This window comes from Serratia sp. ID 25-353 (assembly GCF_054792795.1).
Genome location: NZ_CM139236.1, coordinates 3,006,390 through 3,029,437 on the forward strand (window position 1 = coordinate 3,006,390; position 23,048 = coordinate 3,029,437).

Below are 23,048 nucleotides of genomic sequence, written 5' to 3' on the forward strand. Positions count from 1 at the left end.
TAAGAGATGACTCGCAAACAACGTGCGCTGTTTGAACCGGCCCTGGTGCGCACCGCGCTGATCGATGCGGTGAAAAAACTGGACCCTCGCGTTCAATGGCGCAACCCGGTGATGTTCGTGGTGTATATCGGCAGCATTCTGACCACCGCCATCTGGCTGGCGATCCTCACCGGCCAAACCGACGGCGCCGCCGCCTTTACCGGCAGCGTCGCCCTGTGGCTGTGGTTCACCGTGCTGTTCGCCAACTTCGCGGAAGCGCTGGCCGAAGGGCGAAGCAAGGCCCAGGCGGAAAGCCTGAAGGGCACCAAGAAAACCAGCTGGGCGAAAAAGCTGGCCGGCCCGCGCCGCGACGGCGCCACGGAGAAAGTGGCCGCCGAAAGCCTGCGCAAGGGCGATATCGTGCTGGTAGAAGCCGGCGACACCGTCCCGTGTGACGGCGAAGTGCTGGAAGGCGGCGCCTCGGTGGATGAAAGCGCCATCACCGGTGAATCCGCGCCGGTGATCCGCGAGTCCGGCGGCGACTTCTCCTCGGTCACCGGCGGTACTCGCGTTCTGTCCGACTGGTTGGTGGTGCAGTGCAGCGTCAACCCGGGGGAAACCTTCCTCGATCGCATGATCGCCATGGTGGAAGGCGCCAAACGCCGCAAAACGCCCAACGAGATCGCGCTGACTATCCTGCTGGTGGCGCTGACCATCGTGTTCGTCCTGGCCACCGCCACCCTGTTCCCGTTCTCGCAATACAGCGTGGAAGCGGCCGGCAGCGGCAGCGTGGTCACCATCACCGTGCTGGTCGCGCTGCTGGTCTGTCTGATCCCCACCACCATCGGTGGCCTGCTGTCCGCCATCGGCGTGGCCGGGATGAGCCGCATGCTCGGCGCCAACGTGATCGCCACCAGCGGCCGTGCGGTGGAAGCCGCCGGCGACGTGGACGTGCTGCTGCTGGATAAAACCGGCACCATCACGCTGGGCAACCGCCAGGCTTCGGAGTTCCTGCCGGCGCCGGGCGTGAAAGAGCAAGAGCTGGCGGATGCCGCGCAGCTGGCCTCGCTGGCGGACGAAACGCCGGAAGGCCGCAGCATCGTGGTGTTGGCCAAACAGCGATTCAACCTGCGCGAACGCGATCTGCAGGCACTGAACGCCACCTTCGTGCCCTTCTCCGCCCAGACCCGCATGAGCGGCGTCAACGTGCAGGAGCGCATGATCCGTAAAGGCGCAGTGGATGCCATTCGCCGTCACGTCGAATCCAATCAGGGGCACTTCCCGCGGGCGGTGGACGATCTGGTGGAAAGCGTGGCGCGCACCGGCGGCACGCCGCTGGTGGTGGCGGAAGGCGCCCGGGTGCTGGGCGTGGTGGCGCTGAAGGATATCGTCAAGGGCGGTATCAAGGAACGCTTCAATGAGCTGCGCAAGATGGGCATCAAAACGGTGATGATCACCGGCGATAACCCGCTGACCGCGGCGGCGATCGCCGCCGAAGCCGGGGTGGACGATTTCCTGTCGGAAGCCACGCCGGAAGCCAAGCTGGCGCTGATCCGCCAGTACCAGGCGGAAGGCCGCCTGGTGGCGATGACCGGCGACGGCACCAACGACGCCCCGGCGCTGGCACAGGCCGATGTGGCGGTGGCGATGAACTCTGGCACCCAGGCCGCCAAAGAGGCGGGCAACATGGTCGATCTGGATTCCAACCCGACCAAGCTGATCGAAGTGGTGCACATCGGCAAACAGATGCTGATGACGCGCGGCTCGCTGACCACCTTCAGCATCGCCAACGACGTGGCCAAATACTTCGCCATCATTCCGGCGGCGTTCGCGGCCACCTATCCACAGCTGAACGCGCTGAACGTGATGCATCTGCATTCCCCGGCCTCCGCCATCATGTCGGCGGTGATCTTCAACGCCCTGGTGATCGTGTTCCTGATCCCGCTGGCGCTGAAAGGGGTGAGCTACAAACCGATGAGCGCCGCGGCCCTGCTGCGCCGCAACCTGTGGCTGTACGGGGTCGGCGGCCTGCTGGTGCCGTTCGTCGGCATCAAACTGATCGACCTGATCCTGGTCGCGCTGCACGTCGCCGGTTAACCATTGAGGGAAATGAACATGACTTATTTACGACCTGCGCTGGTGATGCTGATCCTGCTGACGCTGATTACCGGCATCGCCTATCCGCTGCTGACCACCGGGCTGGCGCAGCTGCTGTTTCCGGGTGCGGCCAACGGTTCGCTGCTGTACCGGGGCGACAAGGCGGTCGGCTCCGCGCTGATCGGCCAGAACTTTACGCGTGCCGACTATTTCTGGGGCCGCCCATCGGCCACCGGCGATTCGGCCTATAATTCGCTGGCCTCCGCCGGCAGCAACCTGGCGGCCACCAACCCGGCGCTGGATAAGGCTATCGCCGAGCGCGCAGCGCACCTGCGCCAGGCCAATCCTGCGATGAGCGGCCCGATCCCGGTCGATCTGCTGACCGCCTCCGGCAGCGGGTTGGATCCGCAGATCTCGATCGCCGCCGCACAGTATCAGCTGGCACGGGTCGCGGCGGCGCGTCATCTGCCGCCGCAACAGATCGCCAAACTGATCGAAGACAACACCGATCGGGCCACGCCCAACTTCATGGGAGAATCGGTGGTGAACGTACTGAAGCTGAACCTGGCGCTGGATGCGTTGAAGTAACGCGCCGTATTCAGCATAGTGATAGGGTTCGGCATGCCGAACCCCTTTTTGCTTGGTAACACAAGGAATTGTCATGGTCGAAGAAGAGCAGCAGCGCCCCGATCCCGATAGCCTGCTGGCGATGGCCAATGAAAAACCACGCGGCCGATTGAAAGTATTCTTCGGCGCCTGCGCCGGCGTCGGCAAAACCTACGCCATGCTGCAGGAAGCCCAGCGTTTGCGCGCTCAGGGGCTGGACGTGCTGGTCGGCGTGGTGGAAACCCACGGCCGCAGCGAGACCGCCGCCCTGCTCGACGGCCTGACGCTGCTGCCGCAAAAACGCATCCAGCATCGCGGCCGGCTGGTGCATGAATTCGATCTCGACGCCGCGCTGGCGCGCCACCCGGCGCTGGTGTTGATGGATGAACTGGCGCACAGCAACGCTCACGGTTCGCGCCACCCCAAACGCTGGCAGGATGTGGAAGAGCTGCTGGATGCCGGCATCGACGTACTGACAACCGTCAACGTACAGCATCTGGAAAGCCTGAACGACGTAGTGGGCGGCGTGACCGGCGTGCGGGTGCGTGAAACGGTGCCCGACCACGTGTTTGACGAGGCCAGCGAAGTGGTGCTGGTCGATCTGCCGCCGGACGATCTGCGCCGGCGGCTGCACGAAGGCAAAGTGTATATTCCCGGCCAGGCCGAGCGCGCCATCGAGCACTTCTTCCGCAAAGGCAACCTGATCGCCCTGCGCGAGCTGGCGCTGCGCCGTACCGCCGATCGGGTCGATGACCAGATGCGCGAGTTTCGCGACACCCAGGGGCGCGAGAAAGTGTGGCACACCCGCGACAGCATTCTGCTGTGCGTCGGCCACAACAGCGGCAACGAAAAGCTGGTGCGCATCGCCGCCCGGCTGGCAGCGCGGCTTGGCTGCCACTGGCATGCGGTCTATGTGGAAACCCCCAAACTGCACCGGTTGCCGGAAAACCAGCGCCGCGCCATTCTGCGCGCGCTGCGGCTGGCGCAGGAACTGGGGGCAGAAACCGCCACCCTGGCCGATCCGTCCGAAGAGCGCGCGGTGCTGCGCTATGCCCGCGAGCATAACCTCGGCAAAATCATCATCGGCCGCCGCAGCGAGCAGCGCTGGAAGCTGCGCGGCAGTTTCGCCGATCGCCTCGGCCGGCTGGGCCCGGATCTCGATCTGGTGATCGTGGCGCTGGAGAGCGACACCGCACCACCGCCGCCGGGCAAGGAGCACGACGGCCGCAGCTTCAATGAGAAATGGCGCATGCAGCTGCGCGGTTGCGCGGTCGCGGTGGCGCTGTGCGCGCTGATTACCCTGCTCTCGCAGTGGCTGCTGCCGGGCTTCGATCAGGCCAACCTGGTGATGGTCTATCTGCTCGGCGTGGCGATCGTCGCGCTGTTCTTCGGCCGCTGGCCGTCGGTGCTGGCGGCGGTGATCAACGTCGCCAGTTTCGATCTGTTCTTCGTTCAGCCCGAATGGTCGTTCGCCGTCAGCGACATGCAGTACCTATTGACCTTCGGCGTAATGCTCGCCGTCGGCATCATCATCGGTAACCTGACCGCCGGGGTGCGTTATCAGGCCCGGGTGGCACGCTACCGCGAGCAGCGGGCGCGTCATCTGTATGAAATGTCGCGCGGGCTGAGCCGTGCGCTGACGGTGGCCGACATCGCCAACACCAGCCGCCACTTCCTCTCCAGCAGCTTCCAGGCGAAAACCGTGCTGCTGCTGCCGCAGGAAGACGGCCGCCTGCAACAGATGGTCGGCGAGGAAGGTGGGCTGCTGTCGGTAGATGAAGCCATCGCGCGCTGGAGCTTCGACAAAGGCCTGCCGGCCGGCGCCGGCACCGACACCCTGCCCGGCGTGCCTTACCAGCTGCTGCCGCTCAATACCCCCAAGCAGACCTTCGGCCTGCTGGCGATCGAACCCAACAACCTGCGCCAGCTGATGGTGCCGGAACAGCAGCGGCTGCTGCAGACCTTCGCGGTGCTGATCGCCAGCGCGCTGGAGCGGCTGCACCTGGCGCGCAGCGCCGAAGAAGCCAAGCTGGACGCCGAGCGCGAACAGCTGCGCAACTCGCTGCTGGCGGCGCTGTCGCACGATCTGCGCACGCCGCTGACCGTGCTGTTCGGCCAGGCGGAAATCCTCACGCTGGATCTGGCGGCCGAAGGCTCCAATCACGCCACCCAGGCCAGCCAGATCCGCCAGCAGGTGCTGAGCACCACCCGGCTGGTGAATAACCTGCTGGATATGGCGCGCATCCAATCCGGCGGTTTCAGCCTGCGTAAAGAGTGGCAGTCGCTGGAAGAGATCGTCGGCGCCTCGCTGCACATGCTGGAGCCGCTGCTCAGCCAGCATCCGATCGTGGTCGAGCTGCCGCCGGAACAGATCCTGGTGAACTGCGACGGCAGCCTGCTGGAGCGGGTGTTCACCAACCTGTTGGAAAACGCCAATAAATACGCCGGCGCCGAGGCCACCATCGGCATTCGCGCCCGCACGCTGCCCGAATGGCTGGAAGTCGAGGTCTGGGATAACGGCCCCGGCATCCCCGCCGATCAGCTGCAGCTGATTTTCGACAAGTTTTCACGCGGCAATAAAGAGTCGGCAATCCCCGGTGTCGGCTTGGGGTTAGCGATTTGCCGTGCCATTATTGAAGTGCATGATGGCCGCATCTGGGCGGAAAACGGCGCCAACGGCGGCGCCAGCTTCCGCTTCGTGCTGCCGCTGGAAAAACCGCCCGAGATCGACGGCGACGCCTTCGATCTGTAATCAACGCAGGGGAAACGTGAGCATAACGCCAACCAACATTCTGATTGTTGAAGATGAAAAAGAGATCCGCCGCTTCGTGCGCACCGCGCTGGAGAGCGAAGGCCTGCGGGTGTTTGAAAGTGAAACGCTGCAGCGTGGGCTGATTGAAGCCGGCACGCGCAAACCGGATCTGATCATTCTTGATTTGGGCTTACCGGACGGCGACGGGCTGAGCTACATCCGCGATCTGCGGCAGTGGAGCGCCATTCCGGTGATCGTGCTGTCGGCGCGCAACGCCGAAGAGGACAAAATTGCCGCACTGGACGCCGGCGCTGACGACTACCTCAGCAAACCGTTCGGCATCGGTGAGCTGCTGGCGCGGGTGCGGGTCGCGCTGCGCCGCCACTCCGCCAGCCAACAGGAAAGCCCGCTGGTGAGTTTTTCGGCGATCACTGTCGATCTGGTGAATCGCCGGGTGCTGCGCAACGACGAAGATCTGCATCTGACGCCGATCGAGTTTCGCCTGTTGGCGGAGCTGCTGGCCAACGCCGGCAAAGTGATCACCCAACGCCAGCTGTTGAGTCACGTCTGGGGGCCGAACTACGTGGAGCACAGCCACTATCTGCGCATCTACATGGGCCACCTGCGGCAGAAGCTCGAAGCCGATCCGGCCCGGCCCAAACACCTGCTGACCGAAACCGGCGTCGGCTATCGCTTCATGCCTTAACCCCGGCGGGCGTGGTGTGTCGCGCCTTTACGCCGCCGGGCCCTTCTTCAATCCGACCATAAATTCCTTAAACGCATCGCGCAGCGGAGCGAACACCGGGTGTTTGCGGTTTTCGATCATCACTTCGGAAAACAGCTTCAATCCTACGGCGAAGGCCGCGCTCTGCTCGGGGCCGAAGTTCAGATCGTCACGCGCCCGGATGCGCTCGACGATGTCGAGAATATCGTCGTGGTTGGTCACTTCAAAACTCAGCGGCGCTTTCTCGACGGGATTGCCCTGGCGATCGCTCAGGGCTTCAACGGTAATAGTAAAACGGTGGCCGGGCATCAGTTCTTCTCCTGCTGCGTGGGTTGAATATGCATTTCGCTTTCGATCGCCGCCACGGCGGTCAGCAACGCGGCGTTGATGCGCTCCACCTGCTGCGACGTGAGATCGGCGCGCATCACGTTGCCGCGCAGCAGGCTGCGCAGGCGGTTCATGGCGTCATAAATGCCTTCCGCCAGATTGCCGTGCCGATGATGCTCGCGGCCGGCGCCCGCCAGGCGCGCCAGAATGACGTCAACCACCTGTTGATGCTTTTGCAGCTCGCCCTCGCCCGCGGCGGTGATGCGGTAGCTTTTGCGGCCGTTGCCGGTGGTGAGCGGCTCAAGGAAATCCTGCTCTTCCAGCAGCGTCAGCGTGGGGTAAATCACCCCCGGGCTCGGCACGTACAGGCCGGATGACGCTTCCTCAATCGCCTTGATCAGCTCATAGCCGTGGCTAGGCTTGCGCGCCACCAGCGCCAACAGCACCAGGCGCAGATCGCCGTGCTCGAACAGACGGTGACGCCCGCCCCGGCCGCCGCGCCCACCCCGACCGTGCTCTTCGCCTTCGCCGCCGAAGTGATGGCGCCCACCGCGATGACGGCGGCCCTCTTCGCATTCATGATGGTGGTGGTGATGCCGGTGTAAACCTAATCGATGAAACATAGGGTGATACCTCGCTTTAACAGTGAACATCAATACGAGGTTGTTTAGATATATCTAAACAGCGTCGATAACGCTAATCTAGATCGATATATCTAAATGCGCAAGCGTGCGCCGATAAAAAGATATATCTAAATTGCAGGCATAAAAAAAGCGCTGTAAAAACAGCGCTTTTTATCAATCAAGAAAAGCGATTACTTGGCGGAAGCCAGCACTTCGCTGACGATCTCGACCGCTTCGTGCTCAATCTTCTCGCGGTGTTCCGCTCCGAGGAAGCTCTCGCAGTAGATCTTGTAAGCCTCTTCGGTACCGGAAGGACGGGCCGCGAACCAGCCGTTGTCGGTCATGACTTTCAGGCCGCCGATCGACGCACCGTTGCCCGGTGCTGCAGTCAGACGTGCGGTGATCGGGTCCCCGCCCAGCGTACTGGCCTTGACCATCTCCGGCGACAGTTTGGACAGCGCCGCTTTCTGCGCATGGGTTGCCGGCGCCTGGATGCGGTTATAGCTTGGTGCACCGAAGCGCTTGGCCAGATCGTCATAGTGATGCTGCGGGTTCTCACCGGTTACCGCGGTGATTTCAGCCGCCAGCAGGCACATGATGATACCGTCTTTGTCGGTCGACCACGGCTGGCCGTTGAAGCGCAAGAACGAGGCCCCGGCGCTTTCTTCGCCGCCGAAGCCCAGGCTGCCGTCGAACAGGCCATCCACGAACCATTTGAAACCGACCGGCACTTCCACCAGCTTGCGGCCCAAATCGGCCACCACGCGGTCAATCATCGCGCTGGACACCAGCGTTTTACCTACCGCCACATCGGCGCCCCACTGTGGGCGATGCTGGAACAGGTAGTTGATGGCTACCGCCAGATAATGGTTCGGGTTCATCAAGCCCTTCGGGGTGACGATGCCATGACGGTCGTAATCCGGATCGTTGGCGAACGCCAGATCGAATTTGTCGCGCAGCGCCAGCAGGCCGGCCATCGCCGACTCGGACGAACAGTCCATGCGGATGATGCCGTCGTGGTCCAGGTGCATAAAGCGGAAGGTCTGATCGAGGGAATCGTTTACCAGCGTCAGATCCAGCTTGTAGTGCTCCGCCACGCGCTGCCAATAGGCGATGCCGGAACCGCCGAGCGGATCCACGCCCAGCTTCAGGCCGGCGCGTTGGATGGCCGGCATGTCGACCACCTCAACCAGACCTTCGACATAAGGCTGCACCAGATCTTTGGCATGCAGGTGGCCGCTGTTCCAGGCCTTGTCCAGAGACTGACGCTGAACGCCTTTCAGCTGCTGCGCCAGCAGTTCGTTGGCACGCTTTTCGATCACCGACGTCAGGTTGGTGTCGGCCGGGCCACCGTTCGGCGGGTTGTACTTGATGCCGCCGTCTTCCGGTGGGTTATGGGACGGCGTAATGACGATGCCATCGGCCTGCGCGCCGCCGCGGCGGTTGTGGCACAGAATGGCGTGCGATACCGCCGGCGTTGGCGTGAAGCCGTTGTTTTCCTGCACGATCACATCGACGCCGTTGGCGGTCAGCACTTCCAGCACGGAAATGAAGGCCGGCTCGGACAGCGCATGGGTATCTTTGCCCACGTAGCACGGGCCGGTGGTGCCCTGCTGATGACGAACTTCGGCAATCGCTTGAGCAATGGCGAGGATATGCGCTTCGTTGAAACTGTGGCGCTGCGCGCTGCCACGGTGGCCGGAGGTGCCAAACTTCACCGCGTGTGCGGCATTGCCGGCTTCCGGTTGCAGCACATAGTACTGCGACGTCAGCTGGGCTACGTTGATCAGATCGCTTTGGCGGGCGGGCTGCCCGGCACGTGGATTATTCGCCATCGACATATCTCCCTCATCCCTGTCGGTGACCGGGCAGATACGTCGCGCACGGCCAGCATGACGGGCTGTTCGCTAAATTAGACGGTACCGCAAACTTTCTCGATCAGTTCCGCCGGGAACTGCATCGCCTGCATGATGTGTTCGATCATGCTGCGTTTGCGGCCGGTATTGGTATTGGTGATCACCCAGTAAGGGGTGCCCGGTACATGCTTCGGCTTGGTGTGCGTGCCGTTGGCCAGCAGGGTCTGCTGATCGCCGGCGAAATAGGTGCGGGTACGGCCGGTCAACGCCTCGGTGGCGGCGGCGAAACCGGCGGCATCGAGGGTATACAGCGTGGACAGCACCAGCATGAAACGGTTGACCGCTTTGTTCTGCTCGGCATATTCATCCGACAGCAGCAGCTCACGTACGGCGCGTACGCGATCGCGTGGGCGCTGCGCCGGCGCCGCTTTTTCCAGCTCGACGGACTGCGGTGCACTGGCGGCAGGCAACGCGCGCACCGGCTGCCCGGCGGTGAATTTCAACATGCGGCGTAAAATATCGGACGCGCTTTCACCGATGTGTTGCGTGTGGCTGGCAATATAACGGTAAAGCTCTTCGTCGACTTCAATAGTTTTCATCTTTATCCAATACTGTTTTTTCTACTTAGAACCTGAAGCCAGATCCTGCATTCAAGCCATGGGATTATAAGGTTAAAAGCGCTGGGGCGAACACAACAATGTGCCTCTGGACGGCAAATGCAGACTAATACCTATAGCCGGCACTGCCAAGCCCGCGCCGCGAAAATTCCGCATGATTCATCGTGCGATTCAATCATGATACCCTAATCTGAATCTCTCTCAGTATGAACTTCGCCATGAAATTACATTATCAACTGCTGGCCGCCGAGTCAGACGCGCTGCCGGTGCTGCTGATCCACGGGCTGTTCGGCAATCTGGACAACCTGGGCGTGCTGGCGCGCGATCTGCATAAACAGCACACCGTGATCAAGGTCGATCTGCGCAACCACGGCCTCTCCCCGCGCGCCGACGACATGAACTACCCCGCCATGGCGCAGGATCTGCTGGCGTTGCTCGACGAACTGCAGCTGGAGAAAGCGATCGTCATCGGCCACTCGATGGGCGGCAAAGCGGCGATGGCGCTGACCGCTATCGCGCCCGAGCGCGTCGCCAGGCTGATCGTCATCGACGTCGCGCCGGTGGATTACCAGACCCGCCGCCACGACGAGATTTTCGCCGCGCTGAAGGCCGTCAGCGCCGCCGGCATCACCCAGCGCCAGGCGGCCGCCCAGTTGATGCGCGACTATCTGCAGGAAGAAGGCGTAATCCAGTTCCTGCTTAAGTCCTTCCACAACGGCGAATGGCGTTTCAACCTACCGGTGCTGATCGAACGTTACGAAGACATCACCGGCTGGCAGGATGTGCCGGCCTGGCCGCACCCAACCCTGTTCATTCGCGGCGGCCTGTCGCCGTACGTGCAGGACAGTTACCGTGCAGACATCGCGCGCCAGTTCCCGCAGGCCCGCGCGCACGTCGTCGCCGGCACCGGCCATTGGGTGCACGCCGAGAAGCCGGAGGCGGTGCTGCGCGCCATCCACCGTTTTCTCGACGAAGCCTGAAAAACCCGCTCATCTGGCGAAAAAACGCGCTAAAGATAACGGCTTAGCGCGTTTAGCCCGCAGTTAGGCATTGTCGCCGCTCCATCTGCTGGGGTAATATGGCGCGCTATAATTTTGCCGCCGCGCCAGCGCGTTCGCGAACGCCGGTTCGGGGGTGAATTTGGGTTAGGGTTTATTGGCCCGAAGTGTGTTAACCGATGCCTCCGGAAGCGTGCGAGCGCTTTTTGATGCAAACTCCCTTGCAGTACCGCTACCTATGGCAAAAGAACAAACGGATCGCACGACGCTGGATCTGTTCGCAGATGAACGCCGTCCGGGGCGCCCGAAAACCAACCCGCTTTCCCGCGATGAACAGCTTAGAATCAATAAGCGCAATCAGTTACGGCGCGATAAAGTGCGTGGATTGCGGCGCGTAGAGCTGAAAATCAACGCGGATGCGGTGGACGCCCTGAACAAACTGGCGGAACAGCGCAACATCAGCCGCAGCGAACTCATCGAGCAGATGCTGTTGGCACAACTGGCGGAAGAACAGCCGGAACATTGATCTCTTCGGCCGCACGCGCGGCGCGGCGTTAAGGACAACGCCGGATCGACCACGCTTTTCTTCATTCTCCGGCATCGCATAAATGCGATAAAACCCCGGCGCCACTTTCTGGCATGATACGCATTTACCGGTAAGAGACTGCGCCTGTCGGCGCCCGCCCCGGAGGCGAAAGGCTCTTGCCATGGCATCATTTTAATCGGCGTCAGCGGCGGCAGTGCCGGCGTCGAGTAATGCAATTACTTGAATTTAAAGGTTATACGCGATATGGCTACTGTAGGCATTTTCTTTGGCAGCGACACTGGCAATACCGAAAACATTGCCAAAATGATCCAGAAAATTCTCCAGAAACAGTTTGGCGACGACGTCTCTGAAGTGCATGACATCGCTAAAAGCAGCAAAGAAGACCTGGAAGGGTTCGATATCCTGCTGCTGGGTATCCCGACCTGGTACTACGGTGAAGCGCAGTGTGACTGGGATGATTTCTTCCCGACGCTGGAAGAAGTCGACTTCAACGGCAAACTGGTGGCGCTGTTCGGCTGCGGCGATCAGGAAGACTACGCGGAATACTTCTGTGACGCGATGGGCACCATCCGCGACATTATCGAACCGCGCGGCGCGGCCATCGTGGGCCACTGGCCGACCAAAGGCTATCACTTCGAGGCCTCCAAGGGCCTGGCGGACGACGACCACTTCATCGGTCTGGCGATCGACGAAGACCGTCAGCCGGAGCTGACCAACGAGCGCGTCGACGCCTGGGTCAAACAGATCGTCGAAGAGCTGAGCCTGGCCGATATCGTCGGCTAAGCCCCGGCACTGGCGAAAGGTTGAACAAAGGCCCTGTAAAGTGCATAGTGTGCCCACAGGGCCGTCATCGGCAACAGGGATTGCTGCGATAGAAGCTACAGATTTGTAACTTCCCACCCCGTCACGGTAGACTGAGATATCGGTTTATCCCATCCATCAAGGCGTTGCATGCAAAACATGCAATAGTGCAATTATATCTTTGTTAACAACCGGCGGTTTCCATTTAGTACAACCGGTTCTATAATGAGACGCATTAACTCTTTGTGCCGACCGATGCCACAGGCGAGTACGCCTCAACTTGATTAGCATAGTAACAGGACTGAATTCGCATGACCGACAACAACATCGCATTGAAGAAGGCCGGCTTAAAAGTCACGCTTCCGCGACTCAAAATCCTGGAAGTACTGCAAAATCCGGAATGCCATCACGTCAGTGCGGAAGATTTGTACAAAAAACTGATTGATATGGGCGAAGAGATCGGGCTGGCAACGGTTTATCGCGTACTGAACCAGTTTGACGATGCGGGCATTGTGACACGTCACAATTTCGAAGGCGGCAAGTCCGTGTTCGAGCTGACCCAACAGCATCACCACGATCACCTGATTTGCCTGGACTGCGGCAAAGTGATCGAATTCAGCGACGAATCCATCGAAGTGCGCCAGCGTGATATCGCCAAGCAGCACGGCATCAAGCTCACTAACCACAGCCTGTACCTGTACGGCCACTGTGAAACCGGTGACTGCCGCGAAGACGAAACGCTGCACGACAAGAAATAAGCCTGACCGGCTATGAAAAACCGCCTCACACCGAGGCGGTTTTTTTATGCCCTCCGTGCAACGGGCAAAAAAATCCCCGGACAAGCCGGGGGAAAATCATGTCATGAAATATCACAATTGCAGCGGCACAGCGACTCCACGTACTCCTCTCACTACAACGTCCGCCCTACGCCGACACGCGCGGGCGAACGCATTCCCCCTTCGTTATACGGCCGCCGCCAGGACAGCAGGCCGTTGCACCGGGCTTAGACCTTTTCGGCGCGGCTGTAGCGTTTGCCGTCCGGGCTGACCGACCGCACCTGAACGTCACCCGAGACCGCCGGCTTGGCCTTGGCGTCATAGCGCTGCCACTGCTTGCCACCGTCGGTGGAGTACTCGATGCCCAATCCCGGCAGCGCGATATTCGCCTCCAGCTTGCCGCCCGCTACGCGTGCGCCCGGCACCGGCAGACGGTAAGCGACGCCGCCCTTATCCAGCTTGGCCAGTTCACGCTGACCCAGGATATTGGCGAAGCGCAGCCAGTCTTTCTCCAGCATCTTGGTATCGACAAAGTGGGTTTCCCCGCCTTTGTATTCGCGGCCTGCGCGGTAGTCCTGTTCCCAACCGGCGCGGTGCCAGGCGCGTTCTGCCACCGACAGCGCGCGTGGGAAGATCATGTATTCCATCTGCGGATCGGTGCGCTGGGTTTCGCTCCACAGCTGAGCGGACAGCCCGTAGGCGCCCGGCCACGGCTTGTCGCTCTTGGCGCTGAAGTGGTTGCCGTCGCGGTCGACCGAAGTTTCCGCGTTCTGCGGCATGTTGTCCGGCGCGAAGCTGAACACCTTGCGCTCGTCGCTGAAGCGGGTGCCCCAGTAGTAACCGCGCTCGTCCGGGTTCACCTCGTAAGGGAAGTCCATATAGACGTAGTCCGGGTTGGAAACCACCACTTCATACCCTTTGTTGGCCCAGTCGTTGACGCTATCGAAACCGCCCCAGTACAGGGTATCCCAGAAGTTGACGCCCACGCGCGAGGTGGCGAACGCCTTCGCGTTCTCGGCGTCTTTCAGGCCATCCTGCCAGGCCTGCATTCTGTCGATGCCATGCGCCTTCACCAGCTTGCTGACCTCTTGGCCGAAGTAGCTCGGCAGATGCTCCATGTCGGCCACCTTGCCTTCTTTGATCATCGTCTGGCACACCTGCGACTTGGCCCACGGCTTGTCTTCGTTGCTCTGATCGATGATGCCTTTGCCCGGCTCCGGTTTCGCCTTGTCGGTGTAGCCGGCGCCCAGGCGAATGTTTTTCGCTTCGTCGCCGCCGAAGTGCCAGGTCTTGATCGGCTGGCCGGCCTCTTTATGCATCTGGGCGATCTCGCCGATCACCTTGTCGACAAAGCGCTGGGACGAGTCAAGGCACGGGTTCAGGTAGCTCTGGCGGTTAAAGAACTGCACGGAGGTGGTGTTGGAGGTATCGGTCGGATCCACCAGGCGGAATTCGTTGGCCTCCTGCTCTTTCCCGGCGGCATGCAGCTTTTTATAGCGCGCTTCCATCGAGACCACCGCGGCGCGGGCGTGTGCCGGCATGTCGATCTCCGGGATCACTTCAATCTGGCGCGCCTGGGCATATTTTATGATGTCGATATAGTCCTGACGGCTGAAGAAGCCGCCGTAGACGTCCGGCCCTTGGCCGTACTGCGGCAGCAGGCAGGTGGTTTCGCTCAGATCGTGGCAGCGCTGGCCACCGACTTCCGTCAGCTCAGGCAAACCGGGGATCTCGATGCGCCAGCCTTCGTCATCGCTCAGGTGGAAGTGGAATTTGTTGAGCTTGTAGGCCGCCATCTGATCCAGCAGGCGCAGCACCGCGTCCTTCTTATGGAAGTTGCGCGCCACGTCGAGGAAAATGCCGCGATACTGGAAGCGCGGCGCATCGCTGGCGTCCAGCGTGGCAATCTTGCCGCTGCCGTCGCTCGGCACTAACGACAGGATCGACTGCAGCCCGTAGAACACCCCGGCCTGATCGAAGCCGATCACCCGCGTCTCTTTCTTGCCGATTTTCAGCTCATAGGCGCCCGGCACCGCCATCGCGCCTTTAAACTTGCCCGGCTGGATGTCGGTCTTGATTGGATAGCCGTTGGCCTGAACCGGCACGCCCAGCAGCGCGAAGCGCTGGTTGACGACGTCCGCCGCCGGCTTGACCAACGTGCTCAGATCCGGCGATACCCCTTTGCGCAAATCGACATCCTGCGCGTGAACCTTCACCTGCATCGGCGTCGGCACGATCTGGCCGCGCAGCGCGCCGGCAGGCAGCGTCTGCAAGTCGGCATTGCTGACAAAGCGCGAAGCCGGCGTCATCAGAATGTTTTTGTCGTCCTTGGTGCGCTTCCACTGGTCGCCGGTGAACGGCGCCACAAACTGGTCCAGGTTTTCGGTGTCGGTATTCGCCAGCATTTTCGGCTTGGCGTCGCCGGACGTGGCATACCAGCGCGGCAGGAAGTCGTTTCTGAACAGCTGCCAATATTCGGCGACCACCGGGATTTCCACCGCCTTACCGGCCGGGAAGCCGCTGAATTTGGCGGTCGGCTCCAGCTTGTACAGATCGCCGGTGAGGTGAGCAATCTTGAACTGGTCGTTGTCTACCCGCAGGGTCTGGCGCGGGCTGTGGAAATAGATGACCCAGTCTTTGCCGTCGATCGCCTGGCCGTCGTTGCTGAGGGTGAATAACACCCGGTTGCATGAGGCCCAGTCGGCGCCCAGCGCCGCGCAATCCACGCCGTTTTCACCGGCGCGGTTATCCAGCATTTTTACGTTCAGCTTCAGCTGGCTCAGCTGATCCACCCGCTGTTGATCGGCCATGGCGTTTCCCATGCCGCCCAGGAATCCCATCGTTGCCGTCAACGCGGCTAATGCGCTCAGTTTGAATGCGTTCATGTTCTTGTCCTTCTTAATTATTGTTATCGCGAATTTCTTGCCACAGCTTGCCGCACTTGGCGTCGTAAGCCTGACCGTTACCGCTGTGCACCGCCATAATGCAGTTCTGATAATCCATCACCCGCACCGTTTCCTGCGCGGCGAACTGCTGGTGCTGCTTCTCTTGTTTCAACACGTTCAGCACCGCCTTGCAGGGCTGCAGACGCTCCGGCGAACCTTCGGCGGTGTTGATACAGGCGCTATACGCCTGTTTCAATTTGGCGTCTTCCGGCGGCGCGGCGGGTTGCGCGCAGGCGCTCAAGGCCGCGGCGGCCGCCAACATCAGCATGATTTTTTTCATCGTTGAATTCCCTTAACTGCCCCCGGCGGCGAGGCCGGGGAATGCATCAGAAGATGGTGAATGGCGCGATGACCATGAACTTGACGTCTTTCTCGTCCTGGAAGATGTTGCCGTAACCGCCGCCCCAGCTCGGGATGTTGGTGTGGTTGTCATACTGGGTGTAGTGCAGTTTGATCAGGGTGCCCTTGGCGCGCCCTTCCTGGATGGTGTACATCGCATCCAGGCTCCAGGCGCTCTCTTTCAGGCGCTGGCTCTGATCGTAGATCGGGTTGGTGCTCGGCTTGGCGTCCCAGGCGTAAACGTAGGAGCCACCGACCGCCATGCCCGGCAGGTTCCAGTTGCTGAGGTCATACATCACGCCGGCGTACACTGCTTTCTCGCCGTTGGCGTTAAAGTCGGAGCGGTTATCCCACCACACGTCCAGACGACCGTTGGACGAGGCGTAGGTCGGGGTCATGCGCTGCAGGAAGAAGCCCTGGTTGCCTTCCGCCTTGACCATGGTGCCTTCCAGACGCCAGTTGAATTGACCGGTGGTGTAACCGAAGGTCAGCGCCTGCAGCCAGGCCAGGCCGTCGTAGATGCTGTTCGGATCGTTCTTGTTACTGATGCGGTCTTCCGCACCGTAGAACTGGTAACTGGTGGTCAGCGGGTTGCCGAGCACATCGAATTTGTAAGACGCCTTGGTGAAGTATTGATTCACATAACCCTGCGCCTGGCCGAAGGCGGCTTCCAGCACCAGATCGTTTTTGAAATCGTACTTGGCACCCAGCGAGTGCAGGTAGGAGACGCGCGTTTTCTTATCGTTCTGGCGGAAGTCGTCCATCTCGATATGCCACGGCGCCTTGTATTTGTCGGTCCACATGTAGGAGAAGCTCAACGCACCGGCGTCGCCGTAGTCGAACTTGGCGCCGGCTTCGGCCCCCTGATAGGTGCCCGGCATAAAGCTCCAGTGCGGCGCCAGCAGGGTTTGGCCGCTCGGCTGAATATAGCCGGCGCGCGCCCAGACCGGGCCGTATTTGAATTTGGCGGCGGCTTTGTACAGGCTCACGCCGCCTTTGTCACCGGAATAGTCTTCGTCGTAGGTACGGTTTTTCGAGGAGAACGCGATCTCGTTCGGGTGGCCGCTGGCGCTGGATTCTGCCAGCTCGATGGCGGTAAAGGCACCGACGTCCAAACCAAACATGTCCCAGGCGTAGCCCGAAGCGAAATCCAGGCTCAGGTTGGCGGTGGAGTGCGACAGGTTGGTGGTGTATTGGTTGTAATCCTTGCTGTCCGGATTGAGATCTTTACGGTCGCGCTCACGTTGCCAGTAATAAATGCCGCCGGTCAGCGTGGAATCATCGATAAACCCTGCGGCTTTCGCCTCAGGCGCCATGGCAAACCCTGTTCCCAACAGCGCGCCCGCGACTGCGAGCGCCAGCGTTTTACGCTGAGCACCGTGCGTACCCATATTGAAATTCCTCTTTGACTTAACTTAAAAGTTGCAGCCGCCTGTGTTCACCACTGCCCTGCACGACTGCCAATAAAAAACCCGAACGGGTAAAAAATATTGCCGACGAGATGTTATTCCCACAGCACTAATTGCTACAGACAGACTATTTTTCGCGACGCGAATTATCAAATGAAAAATGCGGGAGATTTGTCAAAGTATGACAAGGAGCACATATCAGTGAGATTTTGTTACGCCGGTGATCATGGAAGGTGTCGAATAAAAAATTCAATTAAATCAGAATAAATTGAGATACGTGGTCAACCTGAGACGATTAATGGTTTCAGCCTGACTAAATCCGTCAGTCAGAAGATAAAAACTGAGAGCGCTCTCTAAATGAAATTAATTCGCATCACGAATATATAAGAAAAAATGAAGACTAATAGGACCAATATAAGAGAACCAATGGGTTAATGCGTCGCTATTAATTAAACGCATCCCGGATAAAATGAGAGAGGAATAGATCACGAGCTGAGTGCAGGCATAAAAAAGCGCGGCTTAAAGCCGCGCTGATTCATTAATTTTTCAGGCGAATAGGATTAGCCTTCGATTTTCGCCCAGGTGTCACGCAGGCCGACGGTGCGGTTAAACACCAGATGCTCGGCCGACGAGTGACGGCTGTCGGCGCAGAAGTAACCTTCACGCTCGAACTGATAGGCTTTCTCCGGCTGTGCGGCCGCCAGGCTCGGCTCGACGAAGCCGTGCTTGATGACCAGCGATTCCGGGTTGATGGTGGAGAGGAAATCCTCCGCCGCGCCCGGATTAGGCACGCTGAACAGGCGATCGTACAGGCGAATTTCCGCCGGCAGCGCGTGCGCCGCTGACACCCAGTGGATCACGCCCTTCACCTTGCGGCCGTCGGCAGGATCTTTGCTCAGCGTTTCCGCATCGTAGCTGCAGAAGAGGGTGGTGATCTCGCCCGCTTCGTCCTTCTCGACGCGCTCGGCCTTGATCACGTAGGCATTGCGCAGACGCACTTCCTTGCCCAGCACCAGACGCTTGTACTGCTTGTTGGCTTCTTCGCGGAAGTCGGCGCGATCGATATAGATCTCGCGGCTGAACGGCACTTCGCGGCTGCCCATTTCCGGCTTGTTCGGGTGGTTAGGCATGGTGACCATTTCCACCGCATCGCCCATGTTCTCGATAACGATTTTCACCGGATCCAGCACCGCCATGGCGCGCGGCGCGTTCTCGTTCAGATCGTCGCGGATGCAGGATTCCAGCGCCACCATCTCGACGTTGTTGTCTTGCTTGGTCACGCCGATGCGCAGGCAGAACTCGCGAATCGAGGCGGCGGTATAACCACGGCGACGCAGACCGGAGACGGTCGGCATACGCGGATCGTCCCAGCCCGCGACGATCTTCTCGGCCACCAGCTGGTGCAGCTTGCGCTTCGACATGATGGCGTATTCGAGGTTGAGACGCGAAAACTCGTACTGACGCGGGTGGCAAGGAATGGTGATGTTATCCAGCACCCAGTCATACAGACGGCGGTTATCCTGGAATTCCAGGGTGCACAGCGAATGGGTGATCCCTTCCAGCGCATCGGAAATGCAGTGGGTGAAATCGTACATCGGATAGATGCACCATTTATTGCCGGTCTGGTGGTGTTCGGCGAACTTGATGCGGTACAGCACCGGATCGCGCATCACGATAAACGGCGAAGCCATATCGATCTTGGCGCGCAGGCAGGCGGCGCCTTCGGCGAACTCGCCGTTGCGCATCTTCTCGAACAGCGCCAGGTTCTCTTCCACGCTGCGGCCGCGGTACGGGCTGTCTTTGCCCGGCGCGGTCAGGGTGCCGCGATATTCACGGATCTGCTCCGGCGACAGCTCATCGACGTAGGCCAGCCCCTTGGTGATCAGCTCAACCGCATACTGGTGCAGCTGATCGAAATAGTCTGAGGAGTAACGAACGTTGCCGCTCCACTCAAAGCCCAGCCACTCCACGTCGTGCTTGATTGACTCCACGAACTCGATGTCTTCTTTCACCGGGTTGGTGTCATCGAAACGCAGGTTGCACTGGCCCTGATAGTCCTTGGCGATGCCGAAGTTCAGGCAGATGGACTTGGCGTGGCCGATATGCAGATAGCCGTTAGGCTCCGGCGGGAAGCGGGTATGTACCGACGTGTGTTTCCCCGACGCCAGATCTTCATCGACGATCTGACGGATAAAATTGGTTGGGCGGGCTTCAGCCTCACTCATTTCACTGTTCCTCAATGCAAAGCGCTACACATAACCGCCTATGATCCAACAAGCCACGTCTGGAAACAACCGTTTGTTTCACGAAAAATGCGGCGCGTTGCGCCATAGGCGCACAGCGCACCGCAGTGGAGCGAAAGGGGATAAAAAAAGCGGGAAGAGATCGCTCTCTTCCCGCCAAGTCGGGGCACACTCCGCCATGATGCGTGACCGGCCCCCGGTACTACTCAGGTAAAAACGGCCTTACTTTTGGATCTCGTACAGCTTGGTCTGACCGGCGACCACAGAGCCGCTGGCCAGCGCCGCCAGGCCGGCGTAGTCGTCAGAGTTGCTGACCACCACCGGGCTTATCATCGAACGCGCATTGGCGTTGAGATAATCCAGATCCAGTTCCAGAATCGGTTGACCGGCTTTCACTTCCGCGCCCTCTTCCACCAGGCGTTTGAAGCCCTGCCCTTCCAGCGCGACGGTGTCAATCCCCATGTGCACCACGATCTCGGCGCCCTTGTCGGTTTCCAGGCAGAACGCGTGGTTGGTATTGAAGATTTTCACCACGGTGCCGTCCGCCGGCGCCACGACGAGCTTGTCGGTCGGGCGAATCGCCAGGCCGTCGCCTACCGCCTTGCTGGCGAAAGCTTCGTCCGGCACCTGATCGAGCGCCACGACTTCACCGGTCACCGGCGCCACCAGCGTTTCAAACGCGGTTTTCGGTGCGTTCGGTACCGCCTGCGGTTTGGCTTCTGCGGCAGGTGCCGCCGCCGGGGCCGCCGCTGCCGCTACCGGGCCGGCTGCAATCACGTTGCGCATTGCGCTGGCAATCAGCTCGGCACGGGTGCCGACGATCACTTGCACGCTCTGCTTGTTCAGGCGGATAACGCCGGATGCGCCGAGGCGTTTCGCCAATGCGTCGTTCACCAGCGCGGAGTCTTTCACGTTCAAACGCAGGCGAGTGATGCAGGCATCGATACCGGTCAGGTTGTCGGAACCGCCGATCGCGCCGACGTAGCGACGGGCCAGCGTGGTGGTTTCGTTCTCGTCTTTACCGCCGTTGCTGTTGACGTTGACGTCGTAACCGTCGGTTTCGTCACCGGCAACCGCCAGCTCGCGGCCCGGGGTCATCAGGTTGAATTTGTTGATGGTGAAGCGGAACACCACGTAGTAGATAACGAAGAACACCAGGCCCTGCGGGATCAGCATGTACCAGTGGGTCGCCAGCGGGTTACGCACCCACAGCATCATATCCACCAGGCCGGCGCTGAAGCCGAAGCCTGAAATCCAATGCATGTTAGCGGCAATGAACACCGAGATACCGGTCAACACGGCGTGGATCACATACAGCACCGGCGCCACAAACATGAAGGAGAATTCCAGCGGTTCGGTGATGCCGGTAAAGAAGGCAGCGAATGCCCCCGCCATCATGATCCCCAGCACTTTCGCCTTATTCTCAGGGCGTGCGCAGTGATAAATGGCCAGCGCCGCCCCCGGCAGACCGAACATCATGATCGGGAAGAAGCCCGCCTGATAACGACCGGTGATGCCGACGACCGCTTTACCCGCGTCGATCGACTGCTGGCCGCCGAGGAAGTTAGGGATATCGTTGATGCCGGCCACGTCGAACCAGAACACTGAGTTCAGCGCGTGGTGCAGGCCGACCGGGATCAGCAGGCGGTTGAAGAAGGCATAGATGCCCGCGCCGACCGAGCCCAATTTCTGGATGTGTTCACCGAAGCTCACCAGAGCGCCGAACACCACTGGCCAGACGAACATCAGGATGTAAGCGACCAGGATCATCAGGAAGGAAATGAGGATCGGCACCAGGCGGCGGCCGCTGAAGAACGACAGCGCCTTAGGCAGCTCGACGCCGCTGAAGCGGTTGTACACTTCGGCAGAGATGATACCCACCAGAATACCGACGAACTGGTTTTCAATCTTGCCGAACGCGGCAGGCACCTGATCGAGCGGGATCTTCTGAATCATCGACACGGCGGCCGGTGAACAGAGGGTGGTCAACACGAGAAAACCGACGAAGCCGGTCAGTGCGGCAGAGCCGTCCTTGTCTTTGGACATGCCGTAGGCCACACCAACGGCGAACAACACGGCCATATGATCGATAATCGCAGAGCCGGATTTAATCAATAAAGCGGCGAAAGCGTTGTCGCCGCCCCAACCAACAGGGTCAATCCAGTACCCGACGCCCATCAAGATGGCGGCGGCGGGCAGCGTGGCAACCGGCACCATCAGCGCCCGTCCCACCTTTTGCAAATAACTAAGAATGTTCACCTTTTCCCCCTATGTTGTCCGCGGACGGACCCTATTAGTAGTTTATTTGGAGCTCTCACTACCTTTTTAGAAAAAACGCATGGCACGTATCACTCATGCCGAGTGTAAAAAATTTATTTTGTATCGCAAATTAAAACCTCCCTTTTTGTGATAAATATCACCAAAAAGTAGTCTTTCCCTCCCAGATTGCTGGCCATCACACAAAACTTATTTTATCATTCAAAAAATCAACCGGACGGACGATTCACGCGAGAATCATAAAGCTGGGTTACGCTTAGGACTCCCGCAGGCCCGTACAGTATAGCTTTAGTTTACTTATCCCAAGAGGTGTTAGATGAGACTTATCCCACTGAAAGATACCGCACAAGTCGGCAAATGGGCCGCGCGTCATATCGTTCAACGCATCAACGCATTCAAGCCAACCGCAGAGCGCCCGTTTGTCCTCGGCCTGCCCACCGGCGGCACGCCGCTGGAAGCCTACAAACATCTGATTGCGATGCACAAAGCAGGTGAAGTAAGCTTTAAGCATGTTGTGACTTTCAACATGGACGAGTACGTTGGCCTGCCGCAGGAACACCCGGAAAGCTACCACACCTTCATGTACCGCAACTTCTTTGACCACGTTGATATCCCTCGTGAGAATATCAACCTGCTGAACGGCAACGCCGCGGATGTCGACGCCGAGTGCCGCCAGTACGAAGAGAAGATCAAGTCTTACGGCAAAATTAACCTGTTCATGGGCGGCGTGGGCATCGACGGCCATATCGCGTTCAACGAGCCGGCTTCGTCCCTGGCTTCACGCACCCGCATCAAAACGCTGACCGAAGACACCCGCATCGCCAACTCGCGCTTCTTCGGCGGCGACGTCAGCCTGGTGCCGAAATATGCGTTGACCGTCGGCGTGGGCACGCTGCTGGATGCCGAAGAAGTGATGATCCTGGTGACTGGCCACGCCAAGGCGCAGGCGCTGGAAGCCGCGGTGGAAGGCAACATCAACCACATGTGGACCATCAGCTGCCTGCAGCTGCACGCCAAAGCGGTGGTGGTGTGCGACGAACCGGCCACCATGGAGCTGAAAGTCAAAACCGTCAAATATTTCCGCGAGTTAGAAGCGGAAAGCGTGAAAAGTCTTTAATCTTTGCAGGGGGCT

18 protein-coding genes are annotated in these 23,048 nt (G+C 59.9%); 9 read left to right on the plus strand and 9 right to left on the minus strand.

Annotated elements, in window-relative coordinates:
- Positions 1-6: 6 nt before the first annotated feature.
- The 4 genes from kdpB to kdpE all read left to right on the plus strand — a co-directional run bounded on the left by kdpB (position 7) and on the right by kdpE (position 6,140).
- Positions 7-2,076: a potassium-transporting ATPase subunit KdpB gene (kdpB, locus tag ACYF6X_RS14550; protein WP_107227282.1), complete on the plus strand. Its 2,070-nt coding sequence runs from the start codon at positions 7-9 to the stop codon at positions 2,074-2,076.
- Between the two features lie 18 nt (positions 2,077-2,094).
- Positions 2,095-2,664, plus strand: coding sequence for a potassium-transporting ATPase subunit KdpC (kdpC, locus tag ACYF6X_RS14555; protein ID WP_063991181.1), 570 nt, complete (start codon positions 2,095-2,097; stop codon positions 2,662-2,664).
- Between the two features lie 73 nt (positions 2,665-2,737).
- Positions 2,738-5,434: a two-component system sensor histidine kinase KdpD gene (gene kdpD, locus ACYF6X_RS14560; RefSeq protein WP_107227281.1), complete on the plus strand. Its 2,697-nt coding sequence runs from the start codon at positions 2,738-2,740 to the stop codon at positions 5,432-5,434.
- Positions 5,435-5,450: 16 nt separating this feature from the next.
- Positions 5,451-6,140: a two-component system response regulator KdpE gene (gene kdpE, locus ACYF6X_RS14565; protein ID WP_033637458.1), complete on the plus strand. Its 690-nt coding sequence runs from the start codon at positions 5,451-5,453 to the stop codon at positions 6,138-6,140.
- A gap of 27 nt (positions 6,141-6,167) precedes the next feature.
- Here the strand turns inward: kdpE and ACYF6X_RS14570 are convergent, their stop codons facing one another.
- From ACYF6X_RS14570 to seqA, 4 genes are all read right to left on the minus strand, one after another.
- Positions 6,168-6,467, minus strand: coding sequence for a DUF3861 domain-containing protein (locus ACYF6X_RS14570; protein ID WP_038877504.1), 300 nt, complete (start codon positions 6,465-6,467; stop codon positions 6,168-6,170).
- Positions 6,467-7,108 (minus strand): PadR family transcriptional regulator, encoded by a 642-nt coding sequence (locus ACYF6X_RS14575; protein WP_406880104.1) that lies wholly within the window; start codon positions 7,106-7,108, stop codon positions 6,467-6,469. Before ACYF6X_RS14575 ends, ACYF6X_RS14570 begins: the two co-directional genes overlap by 1 nt.
- Before the next feature lie 191 nt (positions 7,109-7,299).
- Positions 7,300-8,943, minus strand: a complete 1,644-nt coding sequence (gene pgm / locus ACYF6X_RS14580; protein ID WP_063991180.1) for a phosphoglucomutase (alpha-D-glucose-1,6-bisphosphate-dependent) — start codon at positions 8,941-8,943, stop codon at positions 7,300-7,302.
- A gap of 77 nt (positions 8,944-9,020) precedes the next feature.
- Positions 9,021-9,563 (minus strand): replication initiation negative regulator SeqA, encoded by a 543-nt coding sequence (seqA, locus tag ACYF6X_RS14585; protein ID WP_063991104.1) that lies wholly within the window; start codon positions 9,561-9,563, stop codon positions 9,021-9,023.
- A 224-nt stretch (positions 9,564-9,787) separates the two neighbouring features.
- Here seqA and ybfF point away from each other — a divergent pair, with 224 nt between their 5' ends.
- The 4 genes from ybfF to fur all read left to right on the plus strand — a co-directional run bounded on the left by ybfF (position 9,788) and on the right by fur (position 12,685).
- Complete coding sequence (gene ybfF, locus ACYF6X_RS14590) at positions 9,788-10,561, plus strand: esterase (RefSeq protein ID WP_080473430.1); 774 nt, start codon at positions 9,788-9,790, stop codon at positions 10,559-10,561.
- A 256-nt stretch (positions 10,562-10,817) separates the two neighbouring features.
- On the plus strand, positions 10,818-11,105 hold the full coding sequence (gene ybfE, locus ACYF6X_RS14595) for a LexA regulated protein (protein ID WP_004939936.1): 288 nt from the start codon (positions 10,818-10,820) through the stop codon (positions 11,103-11,105).
- A gap of 264 nt (positions 11,106-11,369) precedes the next feature.
- On the plus strand, positions 11,370-11,909 hold the full coding sequence (gene fldA, locus ACYF6X_RS14600) for a flavodoxin FldA (RefSeq protein ID WP_025301862.1): 540 nt from the start codon (positions 11,370-11,372) through the stop codon (positions 11,907-11,909).
- Between the two features lie 329 nt (positions 11,910-12,238).
- Entirely contained in the window at positions 12,239-12,685 is a 447-nt protein-coding gene (gene fur / locus ACYF6X_RS14605; RefSeq protein WP_019454058.1) for a ferric iron uptake transcriptional regulator, read from the plus strand.
- 245 nt (positions 12,686-12,930) lie between these two features.
- Here fur and ACYF6X_RS14610 read toward each other — a convergent pair whose 3' ends face one another.
- From ACYF6X_RS14610 to nagE, 5 genes are all read right to left on the minus strand, one after another.
- A complete protein-coding gene (locus ACYF6X_RS14610) occupies positions 12,931-15,588 on the minus strand; it encodes a beta-N-acetylhexosaminidase (RefSeq protein WP_130017575.1) in 2,658 nt (885 codons plus the stop codon).
- Between the two features lie 13 nt (positions 15,589-15,601).
- Positions 15,602-15,928 (minus strand): ChiQ/YbfN family lipoprotein, encoded by a 327-nt coding sequence (gene chiQ, locus ACYF6X_RS14615; protein ID WP_004939944.1) that lies wholly within the window; start codon positions 15,926-15,928, stop codon positions 15,602-15,604.
- Positions 15,929-15,974: 46 nt separating this feature from the next.
- On the minus strand, positions 15,975-17,378 hold the full coding sequence (chiP, locus tag ACYF6X_RS14620) for a chitoporin ChiP (protein WP_019454060.1): 1,404 nt from the start codon (positions 17,376-17,378) through the stop codon (positions 15,975-15,977).
- 578 nt (positions 17,379-17,956) lie between these two features.
- Positions 17,957-19,621, minus strand: a complete 1,665-nt coding sequence (gene glnS, locus ACYF6X_RS14625) for a glutamine--tRNA ligase (RefSeq protein WP_130017574.1) — start codon at positions 19,619-19,621, stop codon at positions 17,957-17,959.
- Positions 19,622-19,861: 240 nt separating this feature from the next.
- The gene (gene nagE, locus ACYF6X_RS14630) at positions 19,862-21,898 is read right to left on the minus strand and encodes an N-acetylglucosamine-specific PTS transporter subunit IIBC (protein WP_149559357.1); all 2,037 of its coding nucleotides are present in this window, start codon (positions 21,896-21,898) and stop codon (positions 19,862-19,864) included.
- Positions 21,899-22,232: 334 nt separating this feature from the next.
- Here nagE and nagB point away from each other — a divergent pair, with 334 nt between their 5' ends.
- On the plus strand, positions 22,233-23,033 hold the full coding sequence (nagB, locus tag ACYF6X_RS14635; RefSeq protein WP_004939952.1) for a glucosamine-6-phosphate deaminase: 801 nt from the start codon (positions 22,233-22,235) through the stop codon (positions 23,031-23,033).
- Positions 23,034-23,048 lie beyond the last annotated feature (15 nt).

What these genes read in the sequence shown, in the direction of transcription:
- kdpB (WP_107227282.1), top strand. Translation starts at nt 7, where the DNA reads ATGACTCGCAAACAACGTGCGCTGTTTGAACCGGCCCTGGTGCGCACC.
- kdpC (WP_063991181.1), top strand. Translation starts at nt 2,095, where the DNA reads ATGACTTATTTACGACCTGCGCTGGTGATGCTGATCCTGCTGACGCTG.
- kdpD (WP_107227281.1), top strand. Translation starts at nt 2,738, where the DNA reads ATGGTCGAAGAAGAGCAGCAGCGCCCCGATCCCGATAGCCTGCTGGCG.
- ACYF6X_RS14570 (WP_038877504.1), bottom strand. Translation starts at nt 6,467, where the DNA reads ATGCCCGGCCACCGTTTTACTATTACCGTTGAAGCCCTGAGCGATCGC.
- ACYF6X_RS14575 (WP_406880104.1), bottom strand. Translation starts at nt 7,108, where the DNA reads ATGTTTCATCGATTAGGTTTACACCGGCATCACCACCACCATCATGAA.
- pgm (WP_063991180.1), bottom strand. Translation starts at nt 8,943, where the DNA reads ATGGCGAATAATCCACGTGCCGGGCAGCCCGCCCGCCAAAGCGATCTG.
- seqA (WP_063991104.1), bottom strand. Translation starts at nt 9,563, where the DNA reads ATGAAAACTATTGAAGTCGACGAAGAGCTTTACCGTTATATTGCCAGC.
- ybfF (WP_080473430.1), top strand. Translation starts at nt 9,788, where the DNA reads ATGAACTTCGCCATGAAATTACATTATCAACTGCTGGCCGCCGAGTCA.
- ybfE (WP_004939936.1), top strand. Translation starts at nt 10,818, where the DNA reads ATGGCAAAAGAACAAACGGATCGCACGACGCTGGATCTGTTCGCAGAT.
- fldA (WP_025301862.1), top strand. Translation starts at nt 11,370, where the DNA reads ATGGCTACTGTAGGCATTTTCTTTGGCAGCGACACTGGCAATACCGAA.
- fur (WP_019454058.1), top strand. Translation starts at nt 12,239, where the DNA reads ATGACCGACAACAACATCGCATTGAAGAAGGCCGGCTTAAAAGTCACG.
- ACYF6X_RS14610 (WP_130017575.1), bottom strand. Translation starts at nt 15,588, where the DNA reads ATGAACGCATTCAAACTGAGCGCATTAGCCGCGTTGACGGCAACGATG.
- chiQ (WP_004939944.1), bottom strand. Translation starts at nt 15,928, where the DNA reads ATGAAAAAAATCATGCTGATGTTGGCGGCCGCCGCGGCCTTGAGCGCC.
- chiP (WP_019454060.1), bottom strand. Translation starts at nt 17,378, where the DNA reads ATGGGTACGCACGGTGCTCAGCGTAAAACGCTGGCGCTCGCAGTCGCG.
- glnS (WP_130017574.1), bottom strand. Translation starts at nt 19,621, where the DNA reads ATGAGTGAGGCTGAAGCCCGCCCAACCAATTTTATCCGTCAGATCGTC.
- nagB (WP_004939952.1), top strand. Translation starts at nt 22,233, where the DNA reads ATGAGACTTATCCCACTGAAAGATACCGCACAAGTCGGCAAATGGGCC.